This is a genomic window from Acinetobacter sp. GW821-FHT01C12 (genome assembly GCF_059422625.1).
On record NZ_JBWKXD010000002.1, the window covers coordinates 485,159 to 498,477 of the forward strand.

The window sequence follows — 13,319 nt, forward strand, 5'->3', positions numbered from 1 at the left end:
TGATTTTTATTACTTTTAAATAACCTTCATTGATATACAACTTTTATTCATGTTTATTTTTTCAACAGAAATGCTGAAAAAGCAACAGTGACAAAAAACACAACGCTTATAATTAATTGATAAATATTAGAAAAATATAAAAAAAAATTGGCATTCATTGTGCAATCTCCTCTGGATATGTTCTAACTGAGTATTTTTAATGACACATGAAACCTTGTTACTCTCACGTCGAAAATTTTTAACCCAGAGTCTTACTGCGCTCGGTGGCGTTTCTTTAATCAGTGGTTTATCTGCTTGTGGACAATCTCCACAACCTAGCGCTGACTCCCAAAGTTCACTTTCCAGTACCCCTAAGCATGGTGGAACAATTCGATTAGGGCTGATTGGTGGACAACAATCAGGTAGCCTTGACCCTCACCTTTCAGCATCAGGAAGTGGGATTACCCGTGGCTTTGCGATTTATAATAAGCTCTGGGAATGGGACGAAAACATGCTTCCTCGTCTTGCTTTGGCTGAATTTGCAGAACCTAATCATAATGCCAGCGAATGGACCATACGACTGCGTAAAGGTTTAGAGTTTCATCATGGTAAAACCGTCAGCGCAGATGATGTCATTTTTTCATTGCAACGATTAACAGATCCAAAGCTTGCCTCACCTTTTCGAAATCTTGTGCAATGGATTGATCGTGATCGTATCCAAAAATTAGATCAATATACAGTACGCATTCCTTTTATTAGTTCAATTGCTGGCTTTGTGGCGCTGCCTGAAACTTGGGTCAATTTTGGCGGTATTGTCCCCACTGATTTTGATCCCATTCATAACCCTGTGGGCGCAGGTCCTTATAAAGTCAAAGAATTTATCCCCGGTCAACGGTCAGTCTTTACTCGGTTTGAAAACTATTTTAAAGCAGATCGGCCTTATGCAGATCGTTTTGAAGTCATTGACTTTAAAGATCAAGTTTCTCGACTAAATGCATTATTGGCAGGACAAATTGATCTTGCAAATGCGATTTCACCTGAATACATTAAAATTTTAGAGCAAGCAAAACATATTCAAACGGTTCGTTCTCAAACCAATACCCACAATAGTTTTGACTTTAATACTCAACAGGCACCATTTAATGATCCCAAAGTCCGCCAAGCATTTCGTTTAATCGCCGATCGTCAAGAGCTGATACAACGGGGTTTAAACGGTCAGGGACGCATCGCCAATGATCTATATTCTCCACAGGATCCAGCATTTCTAAATTTGCCACAACGTCAACAAGACATTACGGAAGCCAAGAATTTATTGGCTCAAGCGGGCTTTAAAGATGGCTTAAGCGTTGAACTGATTACCCCCGTTGGCAACGCCCAACCTGCCCTGATATTTGCAGAACAAGCAAAGAAAGCCAATGTCAGTATTCGGGTCAAACAAGTTGATTTAGCTACCTTTAATGGACCTGATCGGAGTAAATGGCAATTCTCCAGTAATGCAACCAACGTGGGTACACCGTATTTATCCACTGCTGTAGTGAATGATGCGCCAATTTCAACAACCAATCGTGTCAACTTTAAAGACCCAGAATATAGTGAGCTGTTTTATAAAGCACTGGCTGAACCCGATTTAGCCAAGCGTAAAGTGTATTTGGCTCAGGCACAAAAAATTCAACATGAACGCGGTGGAATGCTGATTTGGGGTTTTAGCCATAGCATAGATGCTGCATCGAAACAGATCGGAGGATTAGCGGCAGAACACACTATTTTCCCAACGTGGCGTTTTGAGAAATTATGGAACAATCAAGCCTAAAATAAAATTTACAGAGCCTTAAAACCATCAAGCGGCTACTGTAGTCAGCGATCTTCTGACTTTTCAAGGACGAAAAGTCAATTCAGTATAGGGCTCTGATGGTACATCCCGTCTATTGCTGCCCAACACAACGACCTTAATGTTGCTGATCAAAATCGTGAATAACACATTCAGTTTATAAAAATCAGGCTTATATAAATCATGCTTATACAAAGCAATAAAATTTGAACACTGTTTTAATTTTAACTACCCATATTTTTAGACACTAAAAAAGCTGCCGTAGCAGCTATTTCATTCAGCATCCAAAGACTACTTGGGTACGGTAATCACGGATAATTTTTCTACCCCTACTCGCTCAATACTGGCAAGTAATTTTGCAACTGTCCCATAAGGAATGGTCTCATCGGCATTTAAATTCAAAGCCAATTTAGGGTTACTGTTTTTACGTGACTGGATCTCTTTTTCAAAACTTGCCAAAGTTACTTTATCCTTGTCAAGGAAGATTTCTCCTTGCGGATTAACACTAATGACAACCGCTTTATTCTGATCCGTTGACTGCGTCGGTGCAGCCTTGGGTAAATTTACTTTCACGGTATTGGTTAACAGGGGTGCTGTAACGATAAACACGATGAGTAAAACCAGCATCACATCAACCAATGGCGTAATGTTAATTTCACTCACCACATCATCTTCTTGGGAGGTTGAAACGGCCATTATGCAAACACTCCTTTTTCTTTGACTTCTTTAGTGGATGCATCATGATTGACTACAGTATTTCCAGTGGTATTTTTTGGCTTAGCGACAGGTAACTGAAAGCCCGCTTTTTGATTTAAACTGACAAAATCAGTAGCAAAATCATCTAGGTCTGCACCGATGGTTTTAACTTTACGTATGAAATAGTTGTAAGCCAACACAGCGGGTACCGCCACAGCAATACCAATACCTGTAGCAATCAAGGCCTCACCAATTGGACCAGCAACCACATCCATACTTGCATTACCTGAATGTGCAATGGCCTGTAAAGCATGAATAATCCCAAACACGGTTCCAAATAGTCCAATGAACGGTGCGTTATTACCAATCGAAGCCAATAATGCAGAACCTTTTTCCAATTGACGACGTTCAGTTAAAATTTGCTTACGTAAATGACGCTCTAATAAATCCTGACGACTCCAACTGTTTTGCAAATCTTGATGAGTCTTTTCATCTGCCTCAATCAAGGTTTGAAAACCTGCATTTGCAACACGGGCTGTAGGGCCTTCACCTTGTTGTGATTGAGTCACTGCCTCAGGCAAATTTTTGGCTTTCCAAAATGCTTCAACAAAGACCTTACTTTGCTTGCTGGCTTTTTGTGTCTGTACCACTTTAACCACGATCAACACCCATGTGACGATGGAGAAAGCAACCAATAACCAAATTGTGCCGTCATGGATCAATGAATTTATGTCTGTCATGTAGATATCCTCTTAATTTAAAATAGTTTATTTCGGTAATTGATAATGAATTGGAACATCAACCCAACCTTCAACAGGTGTTTTACCTTTTAAGGCCGGTGAAAATTTCCATTGCTTTACTGTTCTTACAGCCGCACTGTCTAAAAGTTTTTTGCCGCTACTTTGTTTGACCGTTACGCTATCTGGGCTACCGTTTGGCAATACTTTGACCCTTAAAATCACCGAGCCTTCCCAACCACGTTCTAAGGCCTGTTCTGGGTACTCTGCTGCGGGGTTGCTTAGATAACCTGCATAACCCTTGGCTTCTGTCACAGGTAAATTGTCATCAACAGGCTTCACTGGTTCTGCTGTTTTTGGAGCAGGTTCAGTGCTCAGTTTTTTGCTTACAACAGGTTCCTCAGTTTTTTGAACTGTGTCTTGCGCAATGGGTTTTACAATCGGTTTGGCTTGCTCCACAGTTTTTTGAACAGGTTTCGGCTGTTCGATAGGTTTCGCAATCGGTTTTGGTTTTTCGACCACAGGCGGAATTTTGGTTTTTTGCGTCACTGGTGGAATTTTAGGTTCAATGACTTTAGGTGGTTCCACTGGTTTGACAATTTCAATCACCACGGGTTCTGGCTTTGCAATGTCCAAAGCTGGTGTCGGTAATTGTTTTGCGATATACCAAATACCCAAATGTGCTACAGCAACCGCAATGATCGCGATCCACAATTTATTCAATTTTGCTGGAGGTGATTGACTCACATCCAAATGATGTCGTGTAAATGGGTCTGATATGCCAGTTGCAGTTGAAGCAGATGCATATTGCCCAAATAGCAACGCCCGCTGATGGGGATTAAATATTCGTTCACTCATGGCAATTTAAACTAAAAAATAAAATACTGTATTGAAAATTGCACAAGTCATGCCAACAATATAAGCCACTAATTTTTATAAATTTAATTAAAAACACTCTTCGATTTGTCAGCAAAGCTGTTGGTTTTAAGACAGTTCTATGCTGTTGAAACAACAAGATCCCTCTGATATCTCAAAGGGATCTAAACTTATTATTTTAATTTATATCCAACCAAGGGTAAGACTTCTTCAGCAACCCGATATGCTTCTTCCAAATGTGGGTTACTGGCGAGAATAAAATGCCCAACACCAATGTCGATATATTCTTGTAAGCGCTGTGCCACTTGTTCATAGCTCCCCACTAAAATACAGTTTGGCCCACCCCTTACATTTGACATACCAGCCCAAACATTTGGACTGACAAATAAGTCTTCAAAACGATTGCCTTGTGCTAAGGCCTGCTGACGTTTTGCACCAACCGACTCAGTATCTTTACGTTCAAATGCATTGCCATCAACAGCGATGGTTTCATACATCTGTTTAAGTTCTTGAAACGCTTGTTCCTGTGTGGGGCGTGCCAAAATATCAATACGCATACCAAACTTTACCTTATGGTCTGGGGTATTTTGTGCAAGGAAGGATCGCGCCTGTTCAATCACTTTTTTCTGCTGTTCAACAGGTTCCCCCCAGGTTAAGTGGATATCGGCATGCCGACCTGCAACTTGCAGTGCCGCTGGACTTGCTCCCGCTAACCACAAACGAGGAACGTCATATTGATTCATTGGATATTTCAAACCACCTTGTTCAACATGGAAAAACTTTCCATCATAGTCAAAAGGTGCCTGATGCGAATACCCTTTTACAAACTCTAAAAATTCATTGGTTCGCGCATAGCGCTGATCATGTTCAATAAAATCACCATAGGCGCGTTGCTGTGCCCCACCGCCACCTGAGATCACGTTCCATTCAACCCGTCCCTGACTGAGACGCTGCAAACTTGCTGCCATTTGGCTTGCGTATGCAGGATGGATAAACCAAGGTTGAATCGCAATCAATAATCGGAGTCTTTTGGTTTCTCTTGCCAATGCCGATGCCAGCACCCACGGTTCTTCAGTATGTGGAAAAGCAGGAATCAATGCGCCGTGAAAACCCACGATATCTGCGGCTTTTGCTACCTGTTGTACATAATCATAGTAGGCAAACAATTCATCTTGATGTTGAGGTGCCACACGTTGAGGGGATTGTACTGCTGGGCTCAGCTGGTTCCATTCACCTCGTGTATGTAACTGATGTGCTCGACGACCATCCCCATGCACAGGGATTCTCCATAAAAATTCAACAGACATAATACTTCTCAATAATTTAAAGGTTTTACACGCTATCGTGAGTGATACAACTCATGAGCAGAAACCATGCCGTTTTTTATTCAATATTGAATTCATCTATATTGTTGTTTTATCTAAATATTATAAAAACCCAGCTAAACATGGTGTTGAAATTTCAACACTTATCCATCCAATACTGTCGGTTTCACAACATAACCTGTTTGATCCATTCAAATAACACCAATCATAAAAACATAACAAACTGATTTATATAAAATAATTATTTTGGCTTGGTTCTTGCTCTATCCCCTTATATTTCTAGATTTTTATGATGATATGCGTATTTTTTCTGGTCTTTTTTTAAGTTTTAGTCTTTTAGGATTGGTTGCTTGTGGCGTACACAAAACCGAAGATCCAAACCAAAGTAAAACCAGTCAACAACAGCTTCGTATTGCGGTTGTGGCCAATGGAACTTCTGGCGGTCTGGACTTTATTGGTGTACCACAACTTATTGCACAGGACCCCATTTTTCTAAAAGCATTAAAGCAGAAAAATATTGAATTAAAGTGGGAACCTGTAACCACTGCGGCTGTGGCCACCTTAGTCAATGAAAGCTTTATCAACAATAAAATTGATTTTGCTTTTTATGGCAATCTTCCTGCGGTAGTACTCAATGCCACTGGTGTTAGAACACAAATTGTCGTCCCTGGCGGAGTCGGTAATAATGTTTATTTGGTGGTTCCAGCGGATTCACCCATCAAAACCATTGAGGACCTCAAAGGTAAAAAGATTGCCTTACATCGTGGTCGTCCTTGGGAAATTAATTTTGCTCAATTGATACAGAGCAAAGGTTTAAAGCTTAAAGATTTTCAAATCATCAATCTCAATCCACAGGCGGGAGCTGCTGCTTTATCCGCTAAAAGCGTCGATGCATTTTTTACCTTAAGTGATGCGCTCACTTTACAAGATCGCCATCTTGGCAAAATTATTTGGTCATCGCAAAGTCTACCCGCTGACTGGAAAATGCGTGCTGAACTATGGGGACGCAAGACTTATCTGGATCAACATCCAGACACAACCCAACTACTTGCTGATGCGACAGTACGGGCAATGCAGTGGATTTCACAGCATCAAGATGAATTCCAACAAAGCCAAACCAAATTTGGTCAGCCTCTAAGTGTGATTCAACGCGAAAGTCAAAATACCAGCAGTAACTGGCAACAAGATTGGTCACCTGAGTACCAAGTGGATTTTCTTAAACAGCATTATGCAAAAGTCATCGACCATGCTGTAAAAAACCAATTGATTCAAACGCCAATCAAAGCTGAAGAGTTGCTCAATGCTCAGTTTACCAGTCAAGCCATTCAAAATTTACAAACACTTGATATTCAACATAAGCAAGGAAACTAGGTCATGAAAATCCTCGTAAATCCGCTTATCGAAAAAAAAATCGTGGCGATCAAAGCACCATTATGGAGGCGATTGTCTTCTGAGCAGGTCTATCGCTTGCTCTCATTCCTTTCACCCATCTTGGCGTTACTGGTTTGGCAATTGATTAGCTATTTACAGATTTTTCCAACCCAAATTTTAGTGCCACCTATAACGGTATGGCAGACATTTCTTGCCTTGTTGCAAAGTGGTGAACTACAACTGCATTTAAAAGATAGCCTTTCTCGACTGCTGATGGGTTTTTCAATTGCGGCCACCTGTGCGATTTTGTTTGGCATTGCCTATGCATCTCTCACCTCTTTCCGAAATTACACTTATATTTTGTTCAATATCCTTTATCAAATTCCAATCTTTGTGCTTATTCCTATTTTTATTTTGGTTTTTGGAATTGGTGAACTATTTAAAATTTTACTGATTATTAAAGCCTGTTTTTTTCCAATCGCACTCACAACAGCTGATGCTGTTAGAAATATTCCTAAAAAATATATTGAATTGGGCCAGATCTACAAACTAAAAACTCCAGCATGGTTGAGATACATCATCATCCCTTGCATCCTCCCACCATTAATCGGTGGACTGCGGATTGCTCTAGGTCGTGCTTGGTTGATTTTGGTGGCCGTTGAATTACTTGCTGCAGGCACTGGCATTGGTCAAATGATGGAGCTCGGACGACAAATGTTACGTTTAGACGTTGTCATGGTCGGAGTTTTTATTACAGGAATCATTGGTTTTGCTTTAGATAAAACTTTACGTCAGCTCGAACAATATCTTGTATCACCTGCATTGAGTTCAAGGGGGAAATAATGTCACAGCATCCACTGAACTTAAAAAGTGCTTTTGCGCAACCACTGATCTTGATCAAAGGTCTGCTGCTCCCGCTCCTTTTACTGGCTTTATGGCAATACAATTCAAGTTTAGGCGCCAGTCATGCCTATGCATTTGTGCCTTTACAGAAGGTGTATTTTGCTTTTATTCAGCTGCTTGAAACAGGTGAATTATGGTTAAACACATGGGGAAGTCTTAAAAAAGCTGGACTGGGATTTTTACTTGGCTCGACAACAGGGCTACTACTCGGTGCCTTACTTGCCTATTCAAAAATTTTAAATGCCTTGGTTTCACCATTATTTAATAGCATTCGCCAAGTACCCTTACTTGGTTTAACCCCATTGATTGCACTGTGGTTTGGCAATGGTGAGCAGGCAAAAATCTTTATTATTGCGCTTGCTTCTTTTTTCCCGATGGTGATTAACAGCTTTCAAGGGCTAAGTCATTATGACCAGAAATACAGTGAAGTCGCTCGTATTTACAAATTATCTTTTTGGCAGGAATTTAAAAAAATCCGTTTCCCTCAAGCTCTCCCATATATTTTAACGGGGTTGAATTTAGCGGTGCCTTTTACATGGATTACCACAACTGCCAGTGAGCTGTTATTCAATGCTGGTGCAGGCTTAGGCAATTTAATGATGAAAGCTGAAATCAATGCCGAAATGGATATTTTGTTGGTGTGTGCAATCACGGTCACCCTCAGCGGTATTGGCATGACGCTTTGCATTCACTTGATTTCTAAACGACTACTGCAATGGCGTGTTTAACTGAATCACCCATCTCATCAGGATATTGATATGAGCTTTTCCTTACTCTCGATTAAAAAACTCAATAAATCATTTTATCGAGATCAACAAACTTTCACAGTATTAGATGGTATTCATCTCGATATTCAGCAAGGAGAATTTATTTCTATTGTCGGAAGCAGTGGCTGTGGTAAATCGACCTTGTTGCGCTTAATTGCAGGATTAGATAAAGACTATCAAGGTGAGATTTTACTGAATCAAACACCAATACAAGGGACAGATTTAAAACGAGGTTTAATTTTTCAGGAGCACCGTCTATTGCCTTGGCTCAGTGTTTCCGAAAATATTCATTTAGCGCTCGAAGAAACCGACTTAAGCCGTGCCGAAAAAAATGCCCGTGTGGCAGAACATCTTACAATGGTGGGTTTAAAAGGTTTTGAAAATGCTTATCCACATGAGCTATCGGGTGGTATGGCGCAGCGGGTAGCGATTGCACGAGGCTTGGTTAATCAGCCTGATATTTTACTTTTAGATGAACCCTTTGGTGCTTTAGATGCAATTACACGTAGCCATCTGCAAACTGAATTACAACGTATTTGGCAAGATCAAAAGATCACCATGATTCTAGTTACACATGATATAGAAGAAGCGGTTTATCTGGGTGATCGTGTGATCGTAATGTCTGCTCGACCAGGAAAAATTAAACAAATCATTCAAGTTCCTTTGACCCATCCAAGACATAAAGACAGCGAATTATTATTTAACTATCGTAATCAAGCACTCAATATGCTGGACCATAGCGCATAATGAAATCGAATATTCATCGATATAAATATTATTTAGAAAATATATTCAAGCATGATATTTATATCAACACGTTTTAAATTATTAAGGAAATATGAAATGGGTTTATCAATTTGGCATATATTATTATTTGCCGTGATCGTTATTTTATTATTTGGTACATCAAAACTTAAAAACTTAGGTAAGGATTTAGGTGGTGCAATTAAAGATTTTAAAGACTCGGTTCATTCTGATGATCAAAAACTGTCTGAAACAAATCAGCCTAAAGAAATCCATCATCTCGATTTAAATAAAGAAAAAAACACTAACCGGTGAGTACTAAATCATTATGTTCAATATCAGTTTTGGTGAACTCTTGGCTTTTGCTGTTATTGCACTGATTATATTGGGACCTGAAAAGCTCCCTCAAACATTAAGGATGGGATTACTTAAATATAGAGCCCTTAAAAATAATCTTAACAAAATCCAGCTAGAGTTAGAAAATGAACTGGAATTGCTTGAACTAAAAAGGATCATGCAAGAAGAGCTGCTCAAAATAAAACAAAACGAAGAGCTGCTCAAACAGCAGCTTGCACAAATGCAACACGAAATCCAAAGTGTACATAGCGCTGTTGCTATAGCACATCAAGCGCCCCCTTATCCCACACATGATTATGTTTATCAAATCTCTGCGCGTGAATTAAAAGTACCCTTTTTAATTTACACAACATCATCCAATATCTTGCGTGAGGATCAAGCTGCATGACCGAACAAATACTCAGTGAAACACTCACTGAAATGAAATATAGCGAACATTTAAAAGAGCTTAGAAAGCGTTTGATCTATAGCATTGCTACAGTCTTAACTATTTTTTTACTATTATTGCCCCTTGCACAACACAATTATCATTTTTTGGCTCAACCCTTAATATCCCGATTGCCTAAAAATTCAACCATGATAGCTACAGATGTGATGAGTACATTTTTAGCGCCCTTTAAACTCAATATTTATTTTGCAATTTTATTGGCGATTCCCTTTATTCTTTATCAATTCTGGCGCTTTATTGCACCTGCTCTATATCAAAGTGAAAGAAAATTTGGCATGGCGCTTGTGCTCTCCAGCATCAGTTTATTTTATCTTGGCATCTTATTTGCCTATTATTTGATTCTGCCTTTGGCGTTAAACTTCTTTGTCTTAGCTTCACCAGATAATGTTTTACCGATGACTGATATCAACAGTTATCTTGATTTCTGTCTCAAGCTTTTTCTGGCTTTTGGTATCGCCTTTCAAATCCCTGTACTCACCTACATTCTTATTTTTATTGGTATTCTTTCTATTCAACAATTGGAACATTACCGTAAACACATCATTGTTTTGTTTTTCTTTATCGCAATGTTTATTACACCTCCTGATATTTTTAGCATGCTTGCACTGGCAGTACCAATGTGTCTTTTGTTTGAACTTGGTTTATGGATCACAAAAATGACCAGCCCAAAATAAAACATCCATGGGTAAAATGGATGTTTCTATTGCACAGCCCAATTAAACAATTTCATTTTTATTTGGTAATAAATTATATCTTGATAACAAATTACGTAAAACATTGCGCGACAGTCCTAACATTTTTGCAGTCTTAACCTGATTATTCCAGCAACTTGAAAAAGCGGTATTGACGATTTTATCTTCAATGATGTGCCATGCTTCACCATCATATTCTTGAAATAAACGCTTGAGTACATCCTCAAACTCTTGAATCAAATCATTATCTGGTAAAACGCTTGAGCCACCCTCCTCTGAAAACCTTAAATGTTCAATATCAATGGTTTTGCCACCACTGATGAGCAGTGCATAATGGATATTATTTTCAAGCTCACGGATATTTCCCGGCCAACTATAGTTGAGCAGCGCATTTCTGGCGCGATCACTGATGTTGGGTTTCGGCGTAATCATCTTTTGCGAATAGGAGTTTAAGAAAAAATCCACCAAAGGCAAAATGTCACCCTTACGCTCTCGCAATGGTAAAATATTTAGCACAACCACATTTAGGCGATAGTATAAATCTAAACGGAATTTATTTTCCGCGACAGCTTTACGCAAATCAACATGTGTACCAGACAAGATGCGTACATTAATCGGGATCGGTTTACGTCCACCGACCCGAACAACTTCCTTTTCTTGCAATACACGTAACAGTTTTACTTGCAAAGACAACGGCAACTCACCCACTTCATCCAAGAACAAAGTTCCGCCGTCGGCTGTTTCAAAAATACCAGGGCGTGTCTTATGCGCACCCGTAAATGCGCCTGCTTCATAACCAAACAATTCAGATTCTGCAAGTGTTTCAACTAAAGCACCACAATTGACAGCAAGAAACGGCTTATTTTGGCGATCACTTTTCAAATGAATTTCACGTGCGATTAATTCTTTACCTGTACCTGATTCACCTTGGATGATCACACTGGCAGAACTTGGTGCAATGGTTTCAACTTGGCTTAATAGCTTACGAGAGTTTTGATCAGAAAATATAATCGCTTTTGCTCTTATTGGCTTAATTGGCACACCATTATCAGGCAAGGTAATTACTTTATAATCATTATCCAAATAGGATTTCATAATTAACCCTTTAAATAGCTGAGGAGGATATTAAAATAGAATAGTACAATTCTATTACAAAGCTGATAAATAATAATTACAGATATTTAATCCTAAATTTATATATTGAATGATTTAATAGGCGTTTTTGCTTATGCATTTATAATCAATATATTTCTATTTTTATGCAATGTTGCTTTTTAAACAATATGTCTATCAATTGATCATATATAAACAGCTTACAATAATATTTTTGAAAAAATTATATATTTTATCTCCCCTCACTATTTGGCATCTATTTTGCTCTTTTATTTAAAATTTACAGCATAGGTTAAATGATGAGCATAGAGTTTGTGGGTATGGTTTTTCCAAATCAATGGTCTGAAACCAAAGGAACCCGAATTGGTCATAAAATTGATCTCGAATATTTACGTTATCATGCTCGTGCACATGAATATGCAGGCTTTGATAAAGTTTTAATCGCCAATGGACCAAGTAGCCCTGATAGTACCCAAATCGCAGCTTATCTGGCACAACAGACTGAACGACTTGGATTTATGATTGCACATCGCCCTGCGCTGATGACGCCTAATCTGGCTGCACGTTCCTTTGCCACACTGGACCATACCACTGGCGGAGGACGCATTCGTTTACATGCCATTACGGGAATTACCGCTGAACCGCAAGAAGGTGATTATATTGTTGATAAAATTCAACGTTATGAACGCACGGGGGAATATCTAGATATCATCCAAAAGCTTTGGAAAAGTGAGCAACCGATTCACTATGAAGGCAAATACTTTAAACTGGAAAATGCTTTCTGCCCTTTAAAACCGGTCAATGGAACTTCTATTCCGATTTCATTCGGTGGTTCTTCGGATATTGCCTACGATATCGCAGTGCGTCATGCAGATCTTTATTCGCTTTGGGGTGAGCCCTTAGCGGGCGTGAAAGAGCAGATAAATAAACTTAAAAAGGCAGCAGAAGCTGCCAATAAACCCCAGCCTCAGGTCAGTTTATCAGTACGTCTTATTATTGGGCCAACAGAACAACTCGCATGGCAACGAGCACAACAAATTTTAGCTGATATTCAGCAAAATCCAACGTTCCAAAATAATGGCTCACTTTCGGGACATAAAATTAAAGGCGTAGGTTCACAACGGTTACTGGCAGCAGCACAACAAGGTGATCGCCATGACCGAGCCTTATGGATGCCAACTGCAAGCGCAGTTGGGGCCTATGGTGATACCACCGCCCTTGTCGGAACGCCTGATACGATTATTGCCGCATTACTTGATTATGTAGATCTGGGCGTCACCACCTTTTTAAATCGTGGTTATGATCCAATTTACGATACTGTGGACTATGGTCGTTATATTATTCCTGCGGTACGAGCTGAGGCGGCCAAGCGAAACAAACAGATTGCCTAAGTCCTCAAGCTAAATAAAAACCGCTCATTTAATCGGATTGAATGAGCGGTTTTTATTGCTTGCTAATTTAAGGTCTTGTCATAACCATGAGC

General features: G+C 39.4%; 14 protein-coding genes. 9 read left to right on the plus strand and 5 right to left on the minus strand.

Annotated elements, in window-relative coordinates; all coding sequences use genetic code 11:
* Nucleotides 1-199: 199 nt before the first annotated feature.
* A complete protein-coding gene (locus tag AC07WY_RS07840; protein ID WP_151956366.1) occupies nucleotides 200-1,789 on the plus strand; it encodes an ABC transporter substrate-binding protein in 1,590 nt (529 codons plus the stop codon).
* A gap of 309 nt (nucleotides 1,790-2,098) precedes the next feature.
* Here the strand turns inward: AC07WY_RS07840 and AC07WY_RS07845 are convergent, their stop codons facing one another.
* The 4 genes from AC07WY_RS07845 to AC07WY_RS07860 form a co-directional block, all read right to left on the minus strand.
* Nucleotides 2,099-2,503: an ExbD/TolR family protein gene (locus AC07WY_RS07845; protein ID WP_004717481.1), complete on the minus strand. Its 405-nt coding sequence runs from the start codon at nucleotides 2,501-2,503 to the stop codon at nucleotides 2,099-2,101.
* A complete protein-coding gene (locus AC07WY_RS07850; RefSeq protein WP_244013656.1) occupies nucleotides 2,503-3,243 on the minus strand; it encodes a MotA/TolQ/ExbB proton channel family protein in 741 nt (246 codons plus the stop codon). Before AC07WY_RS07850 ends, AC07WY_RS07845 begins: the two co-directional genes overlap by 1 nt.
* A gap of 27 nt (nucleotides 3,244-3,270) precedes the next feature.
* A complete protein-coding gene (locus AC07WY_RS07855; protein ID WP_262086657.1) occupies nucleotides 3,271-4,098 on the minus strand; it encodes an energy transducer TonB in 828 nt (275 codons plus the stop codon).
* Between the two features lie 191 nt (nucleotides 4,099-4,289).
* Entirely contained in the window at nucleotides 4,290-5,423 is a 1,134-nt protein-coding gene (locus AC07WY_RS07860; protein ID WP_151956368.1) for an LLM class flavin-dependent oxidoreductase, read from the minus strand.
* A 315-nt stretch (nucleotides 5,424-5,738) separates the two neighbouring features.
* Between AC07WY_RS07860 and AC07WY_RS07865 the strand changes: the two genes are divergently transcribed.
* The 7 genes from AC07WY_RS07865 (at nucleotide 5,739) to tatC (ending at nucleotide 10,705) form a co-directional block, all read left to right on the plus strand.
* Nucleotides 5,739-6,812, plus strand: a complete 1,074-nt coding sequence (locus AC07WY_RS07865; protein ID WP_056518007.1) for an ABC transporter substrate-binding protein — start codon at nucleotides 5,739-5,741, stop codon at nucleotides 6,810-6,812.
* 3 nt (nucleotides 6,813-6,815) lie between these two features.
* A complete protein-coding gene (locus AC07WY_RS07870; protein WP_004717490.1) occupies nucleotides 6,816-7,655 on the plus strand; it encodes an ABC transporter permease in 840 nt (279 codons plus the stop codon).
* Nucleotides 7,655-8,443 carry an ABC transporter permease gene (locus tag AC07WY_RS07875; protein WP_004717492.1) on the plus strand — a complete coding sequence of 263 codons (789 nt, stop codon included), beginning with the start codon at nucleotides 7,655-7,657 and terminating at the stop codon, nucleotides 8,441-8,443. The genes AC07WY_RS07870 and AC07WY_RS07875 overlap by 1 nt, the downstream gene beginning before the upstream one ends.
* Before the next feature lie 30 nt (nucleotides 8,444-8,473).
* Nucleotides 8,474-9,229 (plus strand): ABC transporter ATP-binding protein, encoded by a 756-nt coding sequence (locus AC07WY_RS07880; protein ID WP_034610681.1) that lies wholly within the window; start codon nucleotides 8,474-8,476, stop codon nucleotides 9,227-9,229.
* A 96-nt stretch (nucleotides 9,230-9,325) separates the two neighbouring features.
* Complete coding sequence (locus tag AC07WY_RS07885) at nucleotides 9,326-9,541, plus strand: Sec-independent protein translocase subunit TatA (protein WP_004823388.1); 216 nt, start codon at nucleotides 9,326-9,328, stop codon at nucleotides 9,539-9,541.
* A gap of 13 nt (nucleotides 9,542-9,554) precedes the next feature.
* Complete coding sequence (gene tatB, locus AC07WY_RS07890; protein WP_262086660.1) at nucleotides 9,555-9,971, plus strand: Sec-independent protein translocase protein TatB; 417 nt, start codon at nucleotides 9,555-9,557, stop codon at nucleotides 9,969-9,971.
* A complete protein-coding gene (gene tatC / locus AC07WY_RS07895) occupies nucleotides 9,968-10,705 on the plus strand; it encodes a twin-arginine translocase subunit TatC (RefSeq protein WP_494736095.1) in 738 nt (245 codons plus the stop codon). Before tatB ends, tatC begins: the two co-directional genes overlap by 4 nt.
* Nucleotides 10,706-10,747: 42 nt before the next feature.
* Here tatC and AC07WY_RS07900 read toward each other — a convergent pair whose 3' ends face one another.
* Nucleotides 10,748-11,818 (minus strand): sigma-54 interaction domain-containing protein, encoded by a 1,071-nt coding sequence (locus AC07WY_RS07900; RefSeq protein WP_004717502.1) that lies wholly within the window; start codon nucleotides 11,816-11,818, stop codon nucleotides 10,748-10,750.
* A gap of 317 nt (nucleotides 11,819-12,135) precedes the next feature.
* Here AC07WY_RS07900 and AC07WY_RS07905 point away from each other — a divergent pair, with 317 nt between their 5' ends.
* Complete coding sequence (locus AC07WY_RS07905) at nucleotides 12,136-13,227, plus strand: LLM class flavin-dependent oxidoreductase (RefSeq protein ID WP_004717504.1); 1,092 nt, start codon at nucleotides 12,136-12,138, stop codon at nucleotides 13,225-13,227.
* The last annotated feature ends 92 nt before the right edge of the window (nucleotides 13,228-13,319 follow it).

Excerpts from the sequence above, each read along its gene's own strand:
- AC07WY_RS07880 (WP_034610681.1), top strand. The coding sequence starts at position 8,474 with ATGAGCTTTTCCTTACTCTCGATTAAAAAACTCAATAAATCATTTTAT.
- AC07WY_RS07900 (WP_004717502.1), bottom strand. The coding sequence starts at position 11,818 with ATGAAATCCTATTTGGATAATGATTATAAAGTAATTACCTTGCCTGAT.
- AC07WY_RS07875 (WP_004717492.1), top strand. The coding sequence starts at position 7,655 with ATGTCACAGCATCCACTGAACTTAAAAAGTGCTTTTGCGCAACCACTG.
- AC07WY_RS07845 (WP_004717481.1), bottom strand. The coding sequence starts at position 2,503 with ATGGCCGTTTCAACCTCCCAAGAAGATGATGTGGTGAGTGAAATTAAC.
- AC07WY_RS07870 (WP_004717490.1), top strand. The coding sequence starts at position 6,816 with ATGAAAATCCTCGTAAATCCGCTTATCGAAAAAAAAATCGTGGCGATC.
- tatC (WP_494736095.1), top strand. The coding sequence starts at position 9,968 with ATGACCGAACAAATACTCAGTGAAACACTCACTGAAATGAAATATAGC.
- AC07WY_RS07905 (WP_004717504.1), top strand. The coding sequence starts at position 12,136 with ATGAGCATAGAGTTTGTGGGTATGGTTTTTCCAAATCAATGGTCTGAA.
- AC07WY_RS07855 (WP_262086657.1), bottom strand. The coding sequence starts at position 4,098 with ATGAGTGAACGAATATTTAATCCCCATCAGCGGGCGTTGCTATTTGGG.
- AC07WY_RS07865 (WP_056518007.1), top strand. The coding sequence starts at position 5,739 with ATGCGTATTTTTTCTGGTCTTTTTTTAAGTTTTAGTCTTTTAGGATTG.
- AC07WY_RS07860 (WP_151956368.1), bottom strand. The coding sequence starts at position 5,423 with ATGTCTGTTGAATTTTTATGGAGAATCCCTGTGCATGGGGATGGTCGT.
- AC07WY_RS07840 (WP_151956366.1), top strand. The coding sequence starts at position 200 with ATGACACATGAAACCTTGTTACTCTCACGTCGAAAATTTTTAACCCAG.
- AC07WY_RS07885 (WP_004823388.1), top strand. The coding sequence starts at position 9,326 with ATGGGTTTATCAATTTGGCATATATTATTATTTGCCGTGATCGTTATT.
- tatB (WP_262086660.1), top strand. The coding sequence starts at position 9,555 with ATGTTCAATATCAGTTTTGGTGAACTCTTGGCTTTTGCTGTTATTGCA.
- AC07WY_RS07850 (WP_244013656.1), bottom strand. The coding sequence starts at position 3,243 with ATGACAGACATAAATTCATTGATCCATGACGGCACAATTTGGTTATTG.